The following is a 16798-nucleotide window of genomic DNA, read 5'->3' on the forward strand; positions in this document are numbered from 1 at the left end:
CACAAACCCCCCCCCCCCGCGGGGGGCCCCCCCGTCGTGCGCCGCCCCCCGCCCCTCTTTTCGTCGTCAACGGCGGGCGTAGACGCTCACGTCGTCGATGTTCGCCTTCGACCGGTCCGGTAGCGCGATCACACACGCGATCGTGACCACCGCGGACAGCACGATGTAGATCGACACCGAGTACGGCGTGCCGGTCAGGTGCAGCAGCCACGTCGCCAGCAGCGGCGCGGGCCCGCCCGCGAACACCGACGCCAGCTGGTACCCCAGGCCGGCACCGCCGTAGCGCAGGTGCGTCGGGAAGCTCTCGCCGATGAGCGCGGCCTGCGGCCCGTACTGCATCGCGTGCGCGGCGAGCGACACGATCACCGCCACGAAGATCAGCGTGTGCTCGCCGTGGCTGAGGATCGTGAAGTACGGGAACGCGATCACCGCCGTGAGCCCCGCGCCGGTGAGGTACACGCGTTTCCGGCCGATGCGGTCGGAGAACTGCGAGAACACGGGGATCAGCACCAGCTCCACCAGCGCGCCGACGAGCACGGCGTTGAGGATGAACGTCTTGCTGAACTCCGGGCGCTGCACCACGTACACGAGCACGAAGCTGGTGAACAGGTAGAAGGGCATCTGCTCGCTGAAGCGCAGCCCGGCCGAGAGCAGGATCTCCCGCCAGTGGTGGCGCACCGCGTCCTTCACCGGCGCCTTCGAGGTCTTCTTGTTCGCCACGACCGCCGCGAACATCGGAGTTTCGAGGATCCGCAACCGGATCACGAGGCCGATGACCACGAGCACCAGGCTCAGCAGGAACGGGATCCGCCAGCCCCACGAGTCGAAGTCCTCCTGCGACAGCGTGGCCGACAGCAGCGTCATGCCACCGGTTCCGAGCACCAGCCCGACCGGCACACCGACCTGGGCGAAACTCGCCAGCAGCCCGCGCCGGCGTTGGTCACCCCATTCCATCGCGAGCAGGACCGATCCGCTCCACTCGCCGCCGATCGCGATGCCCTGCACCAGGCGCAGCAGCACCAGGATGAGCGGAGCCGCGATCCCGATCGACGCGGTGCCCGGCAGGACCCCCACGAGTGCCGAAGCCAAGCCCATCAGGAGCAGCGTGACGATGAGCGTCGCCTTGCGCCCCAGCCGGTCGCCCCAGTGCCCGAAGATCGCGGCGCCGATCGGCCGTGCGGCGAACCCCACGGCGTAGGTCGCGAACGACTGCATCACGCCCGCGTAGCCGGTCGACTCGGGGAAGAACAGGTGGGGGAAGACCAGTGCTGCGGCCGTGTTGTAGAGGAAGAAGTCGTACCACTCGATCGTCGTGCCGATCGACCCGGCGAGCGCCGCCCGCCGCACCTGGACCCGGCGGTCTCCGGAGGACGCTGCGACCGACTTGGTGACTTCGTTGTCGCCTAGAACCATGATCACACCTCTCGTGACTGGCGTCACTCAATAGTGTGAGGCGTGCCCACCTGTTTGGCGATTCCTGACGAACGATCCCGGAAGGTCGTTTCGTCCTGTCACGCTTTGTGGTCGTATTTCGCCCAGAACCACGATCTGTGATTGTTTCGAAAAACTTCGCGACGCGATGTCGGGAACCCGTGAGCGGCTCCGTCCCCGCATCGGACGCAGACCGAACCTCGGCAAGGAGAACCCCGTGGACCCGCACGAGATCACCGAGATCCTCAACCGCCCGCTCAGCCAGGAGCTGCTGGCCCGCGACCTGACCCGCCTGGCCTACGTCGCGAAGGACGGGACGCCGCGCAACGTGCCGATCGGGTTCACCTGGAACGGCACCGAGATCGTCATGTGCACCACCAAGAACGCGCCGAAGCTGCCGTCGCTGCGCGCCAACCCGATGGTGGCGCTCACGATCGACACCGAGGTGCACCCACCGAAGATCCTGCTGCTGCGGGGCCGAGCCGAGCTCGACGTCGTCGACGGGATCCCCCAGGAGTACCTGCAGATGAACGGCAGTTACGAGATGACCGCCGAGCAGCGCGTCGAGTGGGAGGCCGAGGTGCGGTCGCTCTACGACGGCATGGTCCGGATCGTCGTGACCCCGACGTGGGTGAAGCTCATCGACTTCGACACGACCCTGCCGAGCGCCGTCGAGGAGCTGGTCAAGCAGCGCGCCGAGCGTCAGCAGGCCTGACGGATCCCCGCCGCGCGGGATGTCGAGAACCCGCGAACGGCTGCGTCCCCGTACCGAACCCGGCCAGAATGGGCCGGACCACACCAAGGAGAACGACGATGGCCAAGTACCTGCTGCTCAAGCACTACCGCGGCGCGCCGGCCGCCGGCAACGACGTGCCGATGGACCAGTGGACCCCGGACGAGGTCACGGCCCACATGCAGTACCTGCGCGACTTCGCGGCCAAGCTCGAGAGCACCGGCGAGTTCGTGGACAGCCAGGCACTCTCGCAGGAAGGCACGTGGGTCCGCTCCGGCGGCGACGGCCGCCCGCCGGTCACCGACGGGCCGTTCGCCGAGACCAAGGACCTCATCGCCGGCTGGGTGATCATCGACGTCGAGACCCACGAGCGGGCGATCGAGCTCGCCGGCGAGCTGTCCGCGTCACCGGGTGCGGGCGGCAAGCCGACCCAGGAGTGGCTCGAGCTGCGCCCGTTCTACGGCGAGTGCCCCGCCATCACCGAATGACGGCGTCGGTGGACGAAACGCTGCTGCGGACCCTGACGCCCACCGTGATCGGGATCCTCGGCCGCCGCGGAGCGGATTTCGCGGCGGCCGAGGACGCCGTGCAGGAGGCGCTGGTGGAGGCCGTGCGCGTATGGCCGGACGACCCGCCGCGCGACCCGAAGGGCTGGCTGGTCACCGTCGCGTGGCGCAAGTTCCTCGACGCCGCGCGCGCCGACTCCTCGCGGCGCAACCGTGAGCTGCGCGCGGACGAGGAGCCCGAACCCGGCCCGGCCGAGGACGCGGACGACAGGCTGCAGCTGTACTTCTTGTGCACGCACCCGTCGCTGACCCCGGCTTCGGCCGTCGCGCTGACGTTGCGCGCGGTCGGCGGCCTGACCACCAAGCAGATCGCGCAGGCGTACCTCGTGCCCGAAACGACGATGGGCCAGCGCATCACCCGGGCCAAGAAGACCGTGGCGGGCGTGCGGCTGAACCAGGCCGGTGACGTCGCCACGGTGCTGCGGGTGCTGTACCTGGTCTTCAACGAGGGCTACTCCGGCGACGTCGACCTCGCCGCCGAGGCCATCCGGCTCACCCGCCAGCTGGCCGCCCGGATCGACCACGAGGAAGTCGCGGGCCTGCTCGCCCTCATGCTCCTGCACCACGCCCGTCGCCCGGCGCGCACCGGCGCCGACGGCCGGCTCGTCCCACTGGCCGAACAAGACCGCGGCCAGTGGGACACCGGCCTGATCGCCGAGGGCGTCGACATCCTGCAGGCAGCCCTCGCCCGCGACCGGCTGGGCGAGTTCCAGGCCCAGGCCGCCATCGCCGCGCTGCACGCCGACGCGCAGTCGGCCGAGGAGACCGACTGGGTGCAGATCGTCGAGTGGTACGACGAGCTGGTGCGCCTCACCGGCAGCCCCGTGGCCCGGCTCAACCGGGCCGTCGCAGTGGGGGAGGCCGACGGTCCCCGCGCGGGCCTGGCCGCGCTCGCGGACCTCGACCCCACCCTGCCGCGCCACACCGCGGCTTCGGCCTACCTTCACGAACGCGCCGGCGACCCGGCCACCGCGGCCCACCTCTACGCCGAAGCCGCCGCGGCCGCACCCAACCTGCCCGAACGCGACCACCTCACCCGGCAGGCCGCGCGCCTCAACTCCCAGTTGCGCGAGTGAACCGGGGCTGTCCCCTGGTCGCGTGGAGGTCGGGGCAAAGCTTCCGCGCGCGGGTGAGGTCGTCGCTGGACCTGACCGGCAGCGGACGGTCGTCGTAGGTGCCGAGCCACAGGCGTTCGCCGTGGCCGCGCGCGTAGACGTGGTGCTCGTGTCGATCCACGAACGGGCTCGCCGCCCCCTCGACGTGCAACAGCCCGTAGACGTAGGGGTGCGCCACCGGGATCAGTGGCAGGTCCACGCCCGCCGACGCAGCGGCCCCGGATCCCGCCCGCGAGCACGACATCGGCGGCGTCGCCCGCCCGGTCCACGATGGCGGTGGTGAGGACCGCCCCTTGCGAGGGTGCCGTCCTGCGGGTACCGCACCCTCGCACTGGCCCGGATCCACGAGCACCGGCACGTGCGAGGCCACCGCCGCCGGGGTCAGCGCCCTGGCCCGGCAGCCCGCGGCTTGACGCGTAGGAATTCTCCTACCTATCGTGTGCGGCATGCCCGTCTCCCGTATCCAGTTCGTCACCGTGCCCGTGGCCGACCGGGCGAAAGCCCGCGAGTTCTACGTCGGGAAACTCGGGTTCGAGGTCGTCGTCGACCGCAACGGCCCGGCTGGGCGGTTCGTGATGGTGGCGCCGAAGGGTGCGCGGACCGGGCTGGTGCTCGTCGACTACCCGATCTCTGGCGTCGCGCTCACCGGCCCGCTGCACTTCCAGCTCGACACCACCGACCTCGACGCCGACGTGGCCGCGTTGCGCGACAACGGGATCGAGGTGCCCGAGCCGCAGGTGATGCCGTGGGGGCGGGCGACCTCGTTCCAGGACCTCGACGGCAACGGCGTCGGCCTGCTGGAGCCCTCGGCCTTCGGGAACCGGCCGGGTTGAGCGGCGTGCCCGTCAACGACGACGTCTTCGCGGCGCTCGCCAACCCCGCTCGGCGCGAGGTGCTGCGGCTGCTGCTCGAAGGCCCGATGGCCGCCGGCGAGCTGGCCGAGCATTTCGACATGCGCCGGCCCAGCCTGTCGGAGCACCTGCGCGTGCTGCGGGAAGCCGGCCTGGTCACCGAGCAGCGCGCCGGCCGCAACCGCCTCTACTCCCTGGAAGCCGCGCCGCTGGAGGAAGTCACGACGTGGCTGCACCCGTTCGAGCGGTTCTGGCGGACGAAGCTCACCAACCTGCGTGACCTGCTCGACGAGGAGGACCTGTGACCGAGGCCGTGCCGAACGCGGAAGACCCGACGGCGGTGCACGTGGACCAGTTCCTGCCGCACCCCGCGCGCAAGGTCTGGCGCGCACTCACCGAACCGGAGCTGCTGGAACGGTGGCTCACGATGCCCAACGACATCAAACCCGTGGTGGGACACCGCTTCGAGCTGCTCGCCCAGCCCGTGCCGGCGGCCGGGTTCGCGGGCGGGCCCGTGCAGTGCGAGGTCCTCGTGGCCGACCCCGAGCGCGAGCTGAGCATCAAGTGGGGTCCGAAGTGGACGGTCACGTGGCGACTCGTGCCGGAGGGCACCGGCACCCGGCTGTTCCTCAGCCACGAGGGCTTCGACCCGGACGACGAGTTCGAGCGCGTGTCCCGCCGGATCATGGGCGGCGGCTGGCGTTCGCACGTGCCGCGGGCACTGGAACGCGTGCTCAGCGCGCTGCCCGGCTGAACCCGGCTACGATCAGGCACCGTGACGGAGTCCAAACCGCTGCGCGCCGACGCCCGGCGCAACCGGGCCAAAGTGCTCGAAGCCGCGGAGACGGTGTTCGCGGCCAAAGGCACGGGCGCCCCGACCGAAGAGGTCGCACGCGAGGCGGGCGTGGGTGTCGGCACGGTGTTCCGGCACTTCCCGACCAAGGAGGCGCTGCTCGAAGCGGTGCTCTACGCGCGACTGCACCGCTTCGTCGACGAGGCCGAGGCCGTCGTCGCACAGGACTCGCCCGACGCCGGCGCCGCGTTCTTCACGTTCCTGACCAGCTGGATCGAGATGTCCAGCGCCAAGAACGCCTACTTCGAAGCCCTCAGCGCCGCCGGTGTCCACGTGCCGAAGGCGGGCTCGGACGTCGCCACCCACCTGCTGGAGGCGCTCGGGGTGCTGCTGCGCCGCGCGCAGGACGCCGACGCGGTGCGCGCCGACCTCACCGTGGCCGAGCTGATCCCGGTGATCATCGGCACGGCCAAGGCCGCCGAGCACATCGGCGCCGACCGCGCCCTGCGCGACCGCGTGGTCGCGATCCTCTTCGACGGCCTGCGCCCGGCCCTGTCAGCCGCGCACGCTCCGCGCGTCGGCGCCTGACCCACGAGCGCCCGGCTCGAGCACGCCTGTCCCGAACGGCTCCAGCGCCGGGCGCTTCGGGCTCATCGTGTCGCCGGACGACTCACCACGCAGCCTGCGCTGCACCCACGGCCACGCGTGCTCGCGGCTCCACCGCAGGTTCTCCTCGCGGCGTGCGCGGGTCGACAGGTTCGGGCGCGGCCCCAGCTCGGCCGGGGCGAGGTCGTGGGGGACCCCGAGCTCCTCGAGCACCGCGATCGCGATCTCGAGGTGGCCCCGGGAGTTGAGGTGCAGGCGGTCCGGAGCCCACAGCCGCCGGTCGCGCAGCTGCCGCATCGACCACATGTCCACCAGCAGCGTGCCGTGGCGGGCGGCGATGCCGCGCACGTTCTCGTTGTAGATCGCGACGCGCCCGCGCATCTGCCGGAACAGCGCGTCCTCGACCCCGTCGACGCCGGTGAACAGCACGACCCGCGCGCCGGTCCCGCGCAGCCGGGCGACGGCGAGCTCGTAGGAGTCGGTGAGGGCGTCGATGTCGACCTTCGGGCGCATCAGGTCGTTGCCGCCCGCGTAGAGCGTGACCAGGTCCGGTTCCATCGCGATCGCCGGCTCGACCTGCTCGGCGAGCACCTGCGGCAGCAGCTTCCCGCGGATGGCGAGGTTGGCGTAGCGGAAGCCCGGCTCACGCGCACCCAGCACCTCGGCGACGCGGTCGGCCCAGCCGCGCACGCCGTTCGGGGAAGCGGGGTCGTCGTCGCCGACACCTTCGGTGAAGGAGTCACCCAGGGATACCAAGCGGTTGGTCATAACGGGAACCCTAATGCAGCCCGAATCGTCCCTTGATCAGCTTCGGTGTCACAGAGTGACGAGATTCGCTGAGATTTCTCCACGGATGGCTGAACTTCTTGGGGCCTCCGTCCGTTGTTGCGAGTGTGAAGTCACGATCCGGTCACCGTCGCTCCCGGCACGGCGCGCTGGCACTCGCCATCGTCGCTGGTGCCGGCCTCGCCGGCGGCTACGTCACCGTCCAGAAGAGCCCGAGCGCGTCCGCCGAGGGGCACGCCGACGCGGCCGACGCCGCGCACACGCGGGCGGGCGCGGCCGGGCAGGGCTCGTCGGCCCAGCCGACACCGGCGCCCAGCAGCACGGCGCCGGCCCTGCCGCCGAGCGTGATGCCGTTCAACGCGAAGCTCACGTCGAAGGACATCCCCGTCGAGGGAGGCGGTGTGCGCGGCGGCGGCTGCAGCGGCTCGCTGATCGCGCCGGACTGGATCATCACGGCCGGGCACTGCTTCCACGACCTCGACGGCACTCGCGTCGGCGGCGCACCGCAGTACCACATGACGGTGGCGGTCGGGAAGATCAACGACGACGACCCGCGCGGGCACGTGGTGCAGGCGGTGGACGTGCGCCAGTCGCCGGTCAACGACCTCGCGCTGGTCAAGCTCAGCGCCCCGATCACCGACATCACGCCGCTGACGCTGCCGACCGGGCCGCCCAAGGTCGGCGAGGACGTCGACTTCGTGGGCTGGGGCTCGCTCTCGGCCACGGTCGTCGCGCCGGCCGACCACATGAAACGCGGCCACTTCGAGGTCAGCGAGATCCGCCACACCGAGCTCGACATGAGCCCCCGGGAGGCGCGCACCGTCGAGAACAGCCCGTGTCACGACGACTCGGGTTCGCCGTTCTTCGTCCCCGAGGGCGACCAGAGGGGCCGGCTCGTGGCGGTCGAGGACAACGGACCGGACTGCCCCCAGCCCGGGGTCGAGACCACGGCGCGGGTGGACACGATCCTCGACTGGATCCACGAGCAGATGAGCTGAGTCAGGCGCTGAGCTGCCGCGCCCGGTGGTCGGCGACGTTGACCCGCGTGCCGCACCGCGTCGAGCAGAAGCGGCGGCGGCCGTTGCGGGAGGTGTCCACGAACGCGATCCCGCAGCCTTCGCGCGCGCACAGGCCGAAGCGGTCGGGCGCTTCGCACACGAGGTGGGCGAGCCCGCCGGCCGAGTGCGCCTGCACGCGTTCCACCGCCCCCGCGTCCTCACTCGCGTAGTGCAGGTGCGGGGGCTTGCCGTCGTGTCCGGAGATGTGCGGGCGCACCGCCGCGGTGCGGAGCAGCCGGTTCACCAGCTCCACCTGGTCCGCTTTGCCGGCCGCGAAGACTTCCCGCAGCCGGCGGCTCCAGTCGAGGATCCGGGCGCTTTCGTCGGCGGTGAGCCCGGTCAGCGTCATGCCGTGGGCCCGGCAGGTGTCCAGCACGTCGTCCGCCGAGACGCTGTCGTCCTGGACCAGAGTGGCCAGCGCCGCGGCCACCTGAGCACCGGAGCCGCCGTAAGGGTTGAAGTGCACTGACTCATTACAGCACGATCGGGGCATGGATGAGAACCGTTGCCCCCGTTGTGGCTGGCCGCTGGCCGAACTGCCCCCGTCCGCCGTCCTGCCCGCCTCGCGCGGCAGCCGCGCCGACTACGTCCGCTGCCTGTGCGGCAGCTGGGTCGCGCGGCTCGGTGGCGTGGTGGTCGGGTCGACGCGGCCGGCTACCAGTGAGCGGGCCGGCTGAGCCGCTCGGTGAGCCGGGTCGTGGTGTCGCCGCGGGCGGCGTTGACCTGCGACTGCGTGAGGAACAGACACGCGGTCAGGTCGGCGCCGCGGACGTCGGCGTCGCGCACGTCCGCCCCGATCACATCGGCGTGGCGCAGATCGGCGCGGCGCAGGTCCGCGGCGATCAGGTAGGCGCCGCGCAGGTTCGTGCCTCGCAGGTCCGCGTTCGCGAGCCTGGCTCCGATGAGATCGGCGCCGCGGCGGTCCTTCTTCTTGCCGCGCACCCCGCCCCGCACGAGCGCGCTCGTGGCCTGCAGCAGTACGTCCACGCGGGCGCGCTGCTCGGCGACGTCGAGTGCGAGCAGGGTGCCGGGATCGGTCAGCGTCAGCTGCTCGGTCTCGGCGAGCGCGGTGTCGAGGTCGGCGTGCAGCTCCCGCGTGAGGTCCAGGCCGCGGGCTTCGGTGAGGTACCACAGCAGTTCGTGCAGCTGGCGCATCACGGGCAGCGCCGCGAACATCCGCTTCGCACCACCCGGTTCGCTGCGCCAGTCTCGCCCGGCGAAGGTGATCTGCGAGACCTTCTGCCCGGCGCCGAAGCAGTCGTAGACGGTGCAGCCGGAGAACCCCTTGTCGCGCAGGCGGTCGTGGATGCCGCAGCCGAACTCCGGTCCCAGGTTCGGGCAGGGGTGGCCGGCCTCCTTGTCCATCGCGAAGTCCGCGGAACGGGTGAAGGTGAGGGCGACGCAGCACAGCCCGAAGCAGCTGCCGCAGTCGGCGGTGAGCGAATCGTGGTGGGGCAAGTTTTCTCCTGGCCGACGGCGTTCTCACCAGGGTATCGGCGCTGCTGTTGCCGCTCGGTGCAACCGGTGTGGATGACGAGCGGGGGCCGTGGCGCCCCGGCCCCCGCTCGTCATCCACATCACGTCCTCGACGGGCACCCGGGAGCACGCCCTACCTCGGTGCCTGGAAGCCGCCGATCTTCTGCTCGAGCAGTTCGGCCAGCCGCAGCGGGGTGCGGTCCTCGAACATCGGGCCGATCAGCTGCACCCCCACCGGCAGGCCATTCCAGGTCCGGCCCGCCGGGATGGCGGTGGCGGGCAAGCCGGGCATGGTGGCCAAACCGGCCCACACGAGCTGGTCGAAGTACGGGTACTCGACGCCGTCGACGTCGATCCGGCGGGCCAGCGGATCTGGGTCGTGGTCGTGACCGAACGCGGGCGTCGGCGTGATCGGACACACGACGGCGTCGAACTCGGCGAAGAGCTGTCGCCAGCCGTGACGGTGCAGCTCGCGACGGTTGGTGGCCTCGAGCCAGTCGCGGTGGCTGAACACCATGGCGCGCAGCCGGGTCGCGTCGAGACTCTGGTCGTCCGCGCTCAGTCCGGCGACGCGGGTCCGCAGCTGCTCGAGCGATTCGATGGGAAAACGCGCGACGGAGCCCGAAATCAGCAACTGCATGTAGAGCGTGGCGGCTTCGGTCAGATCGGGCAGCAGCGGAGTGTGCCGTTCGACGCGGGCGCCGCCGTCGGCAAGCGCGTCGGCCACCCGGTTCACGCCCGCCCGCACGGCGGCCCCGGTCGGAATGAGCGGGTGCTCGTCGAGGACCAAGACCCGGAAGTCGCCGAGCCGGTCGTGGCGCGCGGGCGGCAGTGCCACGTTGTGCGCCTTGCCGAGCGTCAGAGGGTCCGGTCCGGCCATGACGTCGAGCAGGAGCGTGAGGTCGCGGGCGGTGCGTGCCATCGGGCCGACGACGGCGAGGTCGAGGTCGACCGGCAAGGCCGGTGCCGGCGGCGCGACCATGCCGCGGGTCGCCGCCAGTCCGAGCGTCGGCTTGTGCGCATAGATGCCGCAGAAATGCGCGGGAGTGCGCAGCGAACCGGCGAGATCGGAGCCGAGGGACAGCGCGCAGAATCCGGACGCCAGGGCCGCCGCCGATCCGCCGGAGGACCCGCCCGGCGTGCGATCGTGATCCCACGGATTGTTGGTGATGCCGTAGATCTCGTTGAACGTCTGGATATCCTGCAGCCCCAAGGGCACATTCGTCTTGCCCAGCACCACCGCGCCCGCGGCCTTGATCCGCGACACCTGCACCGCGTCCGCCACCGGCACATAGTCCCGGTGTTGCGGCATGCCCCAGGTCGTGGGCAGCCCAGCCAGGTTGTAGGACTCTTTGACCGTCACGGGAATCCCGAGCAGCGGCCGAACCTCGCCGCGGGCGCGCGCCCGGTCGGCCCTGCGCGCGGCGGCCCGCGCACGGTCGAAGTCCGGCACGCAGATCGCGTTGATCACCTTGTCGTCGCGCTCGATACGGGCAATCGCTTCCTCGGTCAGTTCCGCCGAGGTCACTTCACCGGCACCCAACGCGGCCGCCAACTCTTCGGCCGACTGAAAACTCCATTCCATGAATTCGACCGTAACGGCCTCTTGAAGAGGCCATAAAATGCCGATTCGCACAACGGAACCGACGGCTCAATTCGTCACTCCGTGGTGGTGGCGTCGGGGAACCAGCTGCCGGCGACGAGGTCGACGGCGCTGCGTTCGGGCGCCCGGGCGGCGTGGTCGTAGGTCTGCTGGGTGGTGTCGATGCTGCTGTGGCCGACGTCGGCCTGGACGTGGACCAGCTGCGCGCCCGCTTCGACGGCGGTGGTGACGTAGAAGTGGCGCAGCGCATGGGGGTGCATGGCGCCGGCGATGGGTTCGAGCTCGGGGCCGCCGGTGGCGGTGATGCGGCGGAGCAGCTGCCAGATCGCCTGGCGCTGGAAGCGATTGCCGGTGCGGGTCTGCAGCAGGGGCGAAGGCGGGGCGTGCCGGGACTGGGTGCGGCGTTCGATGGTGGTCTCGGGTGAAGCGGCCGCGGCGTCGCGGGCGGAGAGGTAGCTCATGAGCGCGTTCTCCGCCGGGACGCTGAGGTAGACCACGCGCGTCTTGCCGCCCTTGCCGAGAACGCGCAGGGCACGCCGGCCGCGGGTGACGTGCAGGTCGGCGCGGTCCAGGCCGCACAGTTCGCTCACGCGCAGCCCGAGCGTGAACAGCGCGACCACGGCCACCGCGCGGGCCGTGTCCAGCGGGCCGGCGCCGCGCCGGGGTGCGCCGGCCGCGGTGTAGAGGGCGCGGACCTGGCGCGTGGTGAGCGTGACGGTGCCGGAGGTGCTGCTCGCGGCGGTGGCGAGGCCGAGCCGGCGGCGGTTGAGCGCGGCGGGGTTTCCGGTGACGAGGCCGGTGTCGGCGAGGTAGCCGTAGAGCGCTTTGACGGTGGCGAGCATCCGGTCGCGCGTCGCGGGGGCCGCGTCGGCGGTGGCGAGGGTGTCGAGCCAGCTCTTGACGTCGGCCGAGGTGGCGGCCATCGGATCGCGGCCGCGGGTGGCGCACCAGCGGAACCAGTGGTGCGCCCGCAGGCGGCCGCGGGGTGCGGGCGGGGGAGCGGTGGCGGACCTCGGGCTCGGGGTGAGGCGAAGGGCGTCGGCGTAGTGGAGGACGGCGGTTCGCCAGGTGTCGAGGTGGCGTCCCGGCTCGGCCCACTCGGCGAGGTCGGCCGCGGTGACGGGGAGGCCGAGTCCTTCGGCGTAGGTGCGGCGGGTGGCCTGGTTGCCGTAACCGGCGAGCCACTCCGCGACTGCGTCGAGCAGCGCGGCGGGGTCTTCGACGCCGGGCCAGACGTCGTGGTCGGCCGAGAGGGGGTACCCAGTTTTCGCGCCGGGTTCGAGGCTCGCGATCTCACTCACAGCTGCTGGTTCCGTCACTCTCCGTCGATCATTCCGTCTCTCCGGCAGCTTAGCAACAAAAGCTCTGTTCTGTAGCGGACCTTGGTATTGAGTTAGATAACTACAACCTCGGTTATGGGTTTCATAACTAGTCGGATAGGCTTCGAGGATGACCGAGGGAGCTGTGATCGAGGACCGGACGACGGCGCTGTGCGGGTTCCGGCAGTGCCGGGCGCCGTTGCCGCCGCCGGGACCGCGTGGGGGCCGGCCGTTCGAGTTCTGCCCGGACCGCCGCTGGCCCGGGGACCGCACGTGCAAGCAGCTCGCCGCCGCCGACCAGGCGCTCCGGGACGCCCTGGGCGACTCGGTCTCGCACGCGGGTCTGACGGACGCGGCCGCGGAGTTCGTCCGCGCCGCCACGGAACTGGGCGGGCCGCTGCAGACGCTGCGCAACGCCCTCGACAGCGTCGCCGCCCGCGCCCAGGACGAGGTGACCTCCGCTCTCACCCGCGCCGAAACCGCGGAGGCCCGCGCCACCGAGGCCGACGGCCTCCGCCAAGCCGCCGAAGCCCGCGCGCTGGACGCCGAAGAAGCCACCGCCGCCGCTCACGCCCAGGCCCGGGAACAGGCCGACCTGGCTAAAGCCGCTCAGGAATCCGCAGCGACAGCGGTAAAGGCCCGCAAGGTGGCCGAGCTCGACCAGGCCCGCGCGGAAGCCTCCGCCGCCGCCGCTGCCGAACGCGCCGACCAGGCCGCCGCCGACACCCGCACCGAACGCACGCGCGCCGACGCTCTCGCCGCGGAGCTCGCTCAACGCTCCGAGCAGCTCGCCGTCCGCACCACCGAACGCGACGCCGCCCTCGAAGCCCTCACCCAGGCCCGCACCCGCGCCGAGGAAACCCGCGAAGCCCTGACCACCCAGCTCGGGTCCGCCACCACGGAACTCGCCCGCGCCGGCGAACTCCGCCAAGCCCTGACCGCGCAGCTCACCACTTCCGCGGCGGATCTCACCGCGGCTCATGCCCGGGCGGACGACCTGGACGCCCGCCTGCAGGCCGCGCTGCGTGAGCATCAGGACGAACGGCGGGAGGCCACTGTCCTCGCCGGCCGGCTGGAGGCGGCCCGCGCCGAGCTGGCTCGGGCCGCCGAGCACCACGACGGCCTGCGTTCCCGCCTCGAGCGCGTACACCGGCTCGCGCTGGCGAACGCCACCGAAAACTCCGACCTGCGGACCGGCCTGCTCGCGGAACTGCTCGACCTTCCCGGCGGATCCCCCGGGGCCTGACCGCGAAGTTTTCACCCGCACCGCGCACCGGTACCCGAGCGGACCGGGCGCCGCCGGTCACCGGCTGGCAACCCCGGGGCCGGCGACGTCACTGCCGCGCTTTCCCCTGAGCCGCAACGGAATCCCTCCCTCGCGAGCCGGGCTCACGACGGAGGGCGATGCCGCTCGGCGGATCACGCCGAGCCATGGCGCGCGGCATCCGGTCCGCGCGCTCGCGCCTTGCGACCACAACCGCGTCCGCGGGACATTGACGGCGGGGAACCGGGATGGAGGGCGTGATGACCGGACAGTCAACGCAAGCACAGCCGGATCCGACCTTCTACCGCAGCCCGGGCGACGCGATCGCGGCCCCGCCGGAGAAGCTCGCGTATGTTGTGGCGTTCGACCGGACGGCCGCCAAACCGGACGCCCTGGTGACGGTCGACGTGGATCCCGACTCGGGCACCTACGGCAGTGTGGTCGGCTGGTCCGAGCTGCCGACCACCGGCGACGAGCTGCACCACTTCGGGTGGAACGCGTGCAGCAGCGCGTTCGCGCACACCGGGCACGATCCCGACGGGCTGCGCCGCCGGTTCCTGTTGCTGCCCGGGCTGCGGTCCTCGAACATCCACGTGTTCGACACCCAGCCCGACCCGCGGCAGCCCGTGCTGCACAAGACGGTGACCGCGGCGGAGTTGGCCGAGAAGGCCGGCTACTCCCGTCCGCACACGTCCCACTGCGGGCCGGACGGGGTGTACCTGTCGTGCCTCGGCGCCGGGGAAGGCTCGGGCGGGCCGGGCGGCATCGCGCTGCTCGACCACGAAACGTTCGACGTGGTGCGCGCGTGGGAGACCGATCGGGGCCCGCAGTACCTGGCCTACGACGCGTGGTGGCACCTCAACCGCAACACGCTGATCAGCAGCGAGTGGGGCACACCGTCGATGATCGAGGACGGGATCGACCCGGAGCTGCTGCTGGGCCACAAGTACGGGCACGCGCTGCACTTCTGGGACCTGGCCACGGGCCGGCACCAGCAGCGGGTCGATCTCGGCGAGCAGTACCAGATGGTGCTCGAGCTGCGCCCGTCGCACGACCCGGAGGCCGAGTGGGGGTTCGCGGGCGTGGTGGTGTCCACTGAGGACCTGTCGGCGTCGGTGTGGCGCTGGCACCGCGACGGTGGCAGCTGGGCCGCGGACAAGGTGATCACCGTGCCCGCCGAGCCCGCGGATGCCGCGGACCTGCCACCGGCACTGCGGCCGTTCGGCGCCGTGCCGCCGTTGATCTCCGACATCGGCCTCAGCGTGGACGACCGGTTCCTGTACGTGTCGTGCTGGGGCACTGGTGAGCTGAAGCAGTTCGACGTCAGTGATCCTGCCCGGCCGAGGGAGGTCGGTTCGGTGCGGCTCGGTGGCATCACCGGCCGGGTTCCGCATCCGTCCGCGCCGTCCCTGCAGCTGTCGGGTGGCCCCCAGATGGTCGAGGTGAGCCGCGACGGTCGCCGGATCTACGTCACCAACTCGCTCTACGGTTCCTGGGACGACCAGTTCTACCCCGACGGCGTCGGAGCCTGGATGGCGAAGCTCGAGACCGATCCGGCCGCCGGCGGGCTGCGCGTCGACGGGAAGTGCTTCCTGCACGGCGACGACTTCCGTGGCCTGCGCCCGCATCAGGTCCGACTGGAGGGCGGCGACGCCTCGTCGGACTCGTACTGTTTCCGCTGACCTGAGCGCGCCTGCGGCCGGGCCGGTCAGGTCGCGGTTTCGATGAAGGGCGATTGGCAGAGACTGCAGGTGATCGGGCCCAGTTCGAGGACCGACCGGGCCGCGCGGATGCGGCGAGGCTTGTCGCACCCGCACACCGCGGCCACGTAGTTCGGCCCACCGCGGTGCGCACCGCGGCCGTCCACGGGCGCGATCACTGTCGGAGCCGGCGCCGGCACGACGACGTCGGGCCGGTCGGGATCCGTGGGCGGCGGTTCCGGAGCCTGCGCACGGACCGCGACCTCCTGCTCGGTGTGCCGCCAGACCGTCAACGCCTGTTCGAGAACGCGCAGCGAGTCCGCGTAGGCCTCGATCGTCGCGGGCAAGGCGGTGGTGGCCGACCACCCGATCCGGTCCGCCTGCTCGGCCCGCGCGCCCAGCTCGTGGGCGAGCGCCGCGAACCGCTTGTTGTGGTAGCGGCCGTCGCTCACGTCCACGATGTCCCGGGTCGCGGCCAGACCGTGGGCGGCTTCGTGCAGCGTGGTGGCCAGGATTTCCGCGGCGGGGCGGCGCAGCCCTTCCGCGCCGAGGAAGAACTCCGCGCGCGGATCCTCGCCGGGGCCGACGTGCCAGCGGGAGCGGGCGAAGTGGCCGTGGATCTCCGTGGTCGTGCCCATCGTGCCGGATGCCAGCACGAGGATGGCCTCGGGCACGTCGGGGTGGCGGCGGCGGATTTCCGCCCACAGCTGTTCCATCGCGTGCATGACGCGGGTCGTCGGGCCTAGCTCGGGAGTCACGCCGCGATCTTGCCGCTTAAGCGGTAACCGGGCCACCGAGACCGTCGAGGACGCGGGTGAGGCTGGTGTCGAACGCGGTGTCCGCGTCGGGGTGGGAGCCGAGGTCGACGGCGCGGGCGAGGGTCGGGTAGCGGCCGGTGGCGAGCATGCGCCGCAGGTAGGGGGCGGACGCGCGTTGCCACTGCGTTTCGTCCTGGCCCGACTCGCGTTCGCGGCGCAGCTCGGTGATCTCGCTGCGCACGGCGCCGGTCACGTAGGAGTGCACGGCGTGCACCGCGACGAGCGCGTCGTCGAGGTCGCCTTCGTCCGCGGCGGCGAGCGACGCTTCGAGGTAGGCCAGCGCGTTCGGGCCGAGCCCGGGGCGCCCGCCGAGGAGGTCGGCGAACCATTCGTGCCGGTGCGCCGCCGTGCGGACCGCGTGGGCGAGCGCCCGCAGCCCCCCGCGACGGTCGGTGCCGGGTTCGGGCAGGGGCAGCTCGCCGTAGACGGCGTCGGCCATGAGGTCGAGCAGTTCGTCCTTGGTGGAGAGGTAGCCGTAGAGGCGCATCGGCCCGGCGCCGAGCGCGGCCCCGACCTTGCGCAGCGACACCGCCTCCAGTCCTTCGGCGTCGGCGAGCGCGCAGGCCGCGGCGACGATCCGCTCCCGGCTCAGCGGGGTCGGCGCCGATCTGGCCGGCGGCTCGGGCCGTTCCCACACCAGTTCGCTCATCGCGGTAACGATACACCGCACTCGTCGATA

At 71.7% G+C, this 16798-nt stretch carries 20 protein-coding genes; 11 read left to right on the forward strand and 9 right to left on the reverse strand.

The annotated features are described in order from the left end of the window. Positions 1-66: 66 nt before the first annotated feature. Positions 67-1413 (reverse strand): MFS transporter, encoded by a 1347-nt coding sequence (locus tag AB0K15_RS11920; RefSeq protein WP_364048549.1) that lies wholly within the window; start codon positions 1411-1413, stop codon positions 67-69. A gap of 235 nt (positions 1414-1648) precedes the next feature. Here AB0K15_RS11920 and AB0K15_RS11925 point away from each other — a divergent pair, with 235 nt between their 5' ends. The 3 genes from AB0K15_RS11925 to AB0K15_RS11935 all read left to right on the forward strand — a co-directional run bounded on the left by AB0K15_RS11925 (position 1649) and on the right by AB0K15_RS11935 (position 3806). Further along, positions 1649-2146 carry a pyridoxamine 5'-phosphate oxidase family protein gene (locus AB0K15_RS11925; RefSeq protein ID WP_364048551.1) on the forward strand — a complete coding sequence of 166 codons (498 nt, stop codon included), beginning with the start codon at positions 1649-1651 and terminating at the stop codon, positions 2144-2146. A 98-nt stretch (positions 2147-2244) separates the two neighbouring features. Next, positions 2245-2652 (forward strand): YciI family protein, encoded by a 408-nt coding sequence (locus AB0K15_RS11930; protein ID WP_364048553.1) that lies wholly within the window; start codon positions 2245-2247, stop codon positions 2650-2652. After that, positions 2649-3806 (forward strand): sigma-70 family RNA polymerase sigma factor, encoded by a 1158-nt coding sequence (locus tag AB0K15_RS11935; RefSeq protein ID WP_364048555.1) that lies wholly within the window; start codon positions 2649-2651, stop codon positions 3804-3806. Before AB0K15_RS11930 ends, AB0K15_RS11935 begins: the two co-directional genes overlap by 4 nt. Here AB0K15_RS11935 and AB0K15_RS11940 read toward each other — a convergent pair. Further along, positions 3784-4044: a hypothetical protein gene (locus AB0K15_RS11940; RefSeq protein ID WP_364048557.1), complete on the reverse strand. Its 261-nt coding sequence runs from the start codon at positions 4042-4044 to the stop codon at positions 3784-3786. The genes AB0K15_RS11935 and AB0K15_RS11940 overlap by 23 nt on opposite strands. Positions 4045-4291: 247 nt before the next feature. Between AB0K15_RS11940 and AB0K15_RS11945 the strand changes: the two genes are divergently transcribed. From AB0K15_RS11945 to AB0K15_RS11960, 4 genes are read left to right on the forward strand one after another with little or no spacing between them, the layout of a single operon-like run. Beyond that, positions 4292-4678 (forward strand): VOC family protein, encoded by a 387-nt coding sequence (locus AB0K15_RS11945; protein ID WP_364048559.1) that lies wholly within the window; start codon positions 4292-4294, stop codon positions 4676-4678. A gap of 5 nt (positions 4679-4683) precedes the next feature. Then, positions 4684-5001, forward strand: coding sequence for a metalloregulator ArsR/SmtB family transcription factor (locus AB0K15_RS11950; RefSeq protein WP_364048561.1), 318 nt, complete (start codon positions 4684-4686; stop codon positions 4999-5001). A 35-nt stretch (positions 5002-5036) separates the two neighbouring features. After that, on the forward strand, positions 5037-5450 hold the full coding sequence (locus AB0K15_RS11955; protein WP_353074175.1) for an SRPBCC domain-containing protein: 414 nt from the start codon (positions 5037-5039) through the stop codon (positions 5448-5450). A gap of 21 nt (positions 5451-5471) precedes the next feature. Beyond that, complete coding sequence (locus AB0K15_RS11960; RefSeq protein ID WP_364048563.1) at positions 5472-6077, forward strand: TetR/AcrR family transcriptional regulator; 606 nt, start codon at positions 5472-5474, stop codon at positions 6075-6077. Here the strand turns inward: AB0K15_RS11960 and AB0K15_RS11965 are convergent. Beyond that, a complete protein-coding gene (locus AB0K15_RS11965) occupies positions 6045-6863 on the reverse strand; it encodes an SGNH/GDSL hydrolase family protein (protein WP_364048565.1) in 819 nt (272 codons plus the stop codon). The genes AB0K15_RS11960 and AB0K15_RS11965 overlap by 33 nt on opposite strands. A 125-nt stretch (positions 6864-6988) precedes the next feature. Here AB0K15_RS11965 and AB0K15_RS11970 point away from each other — a divergent pair, with 125 nt between their 5' ends. Next, positions 6989-7879 carry a trypsin-like serine protease gene (locus AB0K15_RS11970; RefSeq protein ID WP_364048567.1) on the forward strand — a complete coding sequence of 297 codons (891 nt, stop codon included), beginning with the start codon at positions 6989-6991 and terminating at the stop codon, positions 7877-7879. A gap of 1 nt (position 7880) precedes the next feature. Here the strand turns inward: AB0K15_RS11970 and AB0K15_RS11975 are convergent, their stop codons facing one another. After that, entirely contained in the window at positions 7881-8405 is a 525-nt protein-coding gene (locus AB0K15_RS11975; protein ID WP_364048569.1) for a CGNR zinc finger domain-containing protein, read from the reverse strand. A gap of 25 nt (positions 8406-8430) precedes the next feature. Here AB0K15_RS11975 and AB0K15_RS11980 point away from each other — a divergent pair, with 25 nt between their 5' ends. Then, the gene (locus tag AB0K15_RS11980; RefSeq protein WP_364048571.1) at positions 8431-8616 is read left to right on the forward strand and encodes a hypothetical protein; all 186 of its coding nucleotides are present in this window, start codon (positions 8431-8433) and stop codon (positions 8614-8616) included. On the opposite strand, the gene AB0K15_RS11985 is transcribed toward AB0K15_RS11980, so the two are convergent. The 3 genes from AB0K15_RS11985 to AB0K15_RS11995 all read right to left on the reverse strand — a co-directional run bounded on the left by AB0K15_RS11985 (position 8594) and on the right by AB0K15_RS11995 (position 12319). Continuing rightward, positions 8594-9397 (reverse strand): pentapeptide repeat-containing protein, encoded by an 804-nt coding sequence (locus AB0K15_RS11985; RefSeq protein ID WP_364048573.1) that lies wholly within the window; start codon positions 9395-9397, stop codon positions 8594-8596. The two genes, AB0K15_RS11980 and AB0K15_RS11985, sit on opposite strands and share 23 nt — an antisense overlap. A 151-nt stretch (positions 9398-9548) precedes the next feature. Further along, positions 9549-11000: an amidase gene (locus AB0K15_RS11990; protein ID WP_364048575.1), complete on the reverse strand. Its 1452-nt coding sequence runs from the start codon at positions 10998-11000 to the stop codon at positions 9549-9551. 74 nt (positions 11001-11074) lie between these two features. After that, complete coding sequence (locus AB0K15_RS11995; RefSeq protein WP_364048577.1) at positions 11075-12319, reverse strand: tyrosine-type recombinase/integrase; 1245 nt, start codon at positions 12317-12319, stop codon at positions 11075-11077. Positions 12320-12467: 148 nt separating this feature from the next. On the opposite strand from AB0K15_RS11995, the gene AB0K15_RS12000 reads away from it, so the two are divergent. Together AB0K15_RS12000 and AB0K15_RS12005 are read left to right on the forward strand one after the other, a co-directional pair. Continuing rightward, positions 12468-13583, forward strand: a complete 1116-nt coding sequence (locus AB0K15_RS12000) for a response regulator receiver protein (RefSeq protein WP_364048579.1) — start codon at positions 12468-12470, stop codon at positions 13581-13583. Positions 13584-13861: 278 nt separating this feature from the next. Next, the gene (locus AB0K15_RS12005; RefSeq protein ID WP_364048581.1) at positions 13862-15283 is read left to right on the forward strand and encodes a selenium-binding protein SBP56-related protein; all 1422 of its coding nucleotides are present in this window, start codon (positions 13862-13864) and stop codon (positions 15281-15283) included. 26 nt (positions 15284-15309) lie between these two features. On the opposite strand, the gene AB0K15_RS12010 is transcribed toward AB0K15_RS12005, so the two are convergent. Then, positions 15310-16059 carry a hypothetical protein gene (locus AB0K15_RS12010; RefSeq protein WP_364048583.1) on the reverse strand — a complete coding sequence of 250 codons (750 nt, stop codon included), beginning with the start codon at positions 16057-16059 and terminating at the stop codon, positions 15310-15312. Between the two features lie 16 nt (positions 16060-16075). Continuing rightward, the gene (locus AB0K15_RS12015) at positions 16076-16768 is read right to left on the reverse strand and encodes a TetR/AcrR family transcriptional regulator C-terminal domain-containing protein (RefSeq protein WP_364048585.1); all 693 of its coding nucleotides are present in this window, start codon (positions 16766-16768) and stop codon (positions 16076-16078) included. Positions 16769-16798 lie beyond the last annotated feature (30 nt).

Source organism: Amycolatopsis sp. NPDC049253 (genome assembly GCF_040678995.1).
In the GTDB taxonomy this organism is placed as follows: Bacteria; Actinomycetota; Actinomycetes; order Mycobacteriales; family Pseudonocardiaceae; genus Amycolatopsis.

Bases quoted from the DNA above. Each gene is read 5' to 3' on its own strand.
- AB0K15_RS11990 (WP_364048575.1), bottom strand. From the start codon at position 11,000: ATGGAATGGAGTTTTCAGTCGGCCGAAGAGTTGGCGGCCGCGTTGGGT.
- AB0K15_RS11920 (WP_364048549.1), bottom strand. From the start codon at position 1,413: ATGGTTCTAGGCGACAACGAAGTCACCAAGTCGGTCGCAGCGTCCTCC.
- AB0K15_RS11935 (WP_364048555.1), top strand. From the start codon at position 2,649: ATGACGGCGTCGGTGGACGAAACGCTGCTGCGGACCCTGACGCCCACC.
- AB0K15_RS11930 (WP_364048553.1), top strand. From the start codon at position 2,245: ATGGCCAAGTACCTGCTGCTCAAGCACTACCGCGGCGCGCCGGCCGCC.
- AB0K15_RS11980 (WP_364048571.1), top strand. From the start codon at position 8,431: ATGGATGAGAACCGTTGCCCCCGTTGTGGCTGGCCGCTGGCCGAACTG.
- AB0K15_RS11945 (WP_364048559.1), top strand. From the start codon at position 4,292: ATGCCCGTCTCCCGTATCCAGTTCGTCACCGTGCCCGTGGCCGACCGG.
- AB0K15_RS12005 (WP_364048581.1), top strand. From the start codon at position 13,862: ATGACCGGACAGTCAACGCAAGCACAGCCGGATCCGACCTTCTACCGC.
- AB0K15_RS12015 (WP_364048585.1), bottom strand. From the start codon at position 16,768: ATGAGCGAACTGGTGTGGGAACGGCCCGAGCCGCCGGCCAGATCGGCG.
- AB0K15_RS12000 (WP_364048579.1), top strand. From the start codon at position 12,468: ATGACCGAGGGAGCTGTGATCGAGGACCGGACGACGGCGCTGTGCGGG.
- AB0K15_RS11965 (WP_364048565.1), bottom strand. From the start codon at position 6,863: ATGACCAACCGCTTGGTATCCCTGGGTGACTCCTTCACCGAAGGTGTC.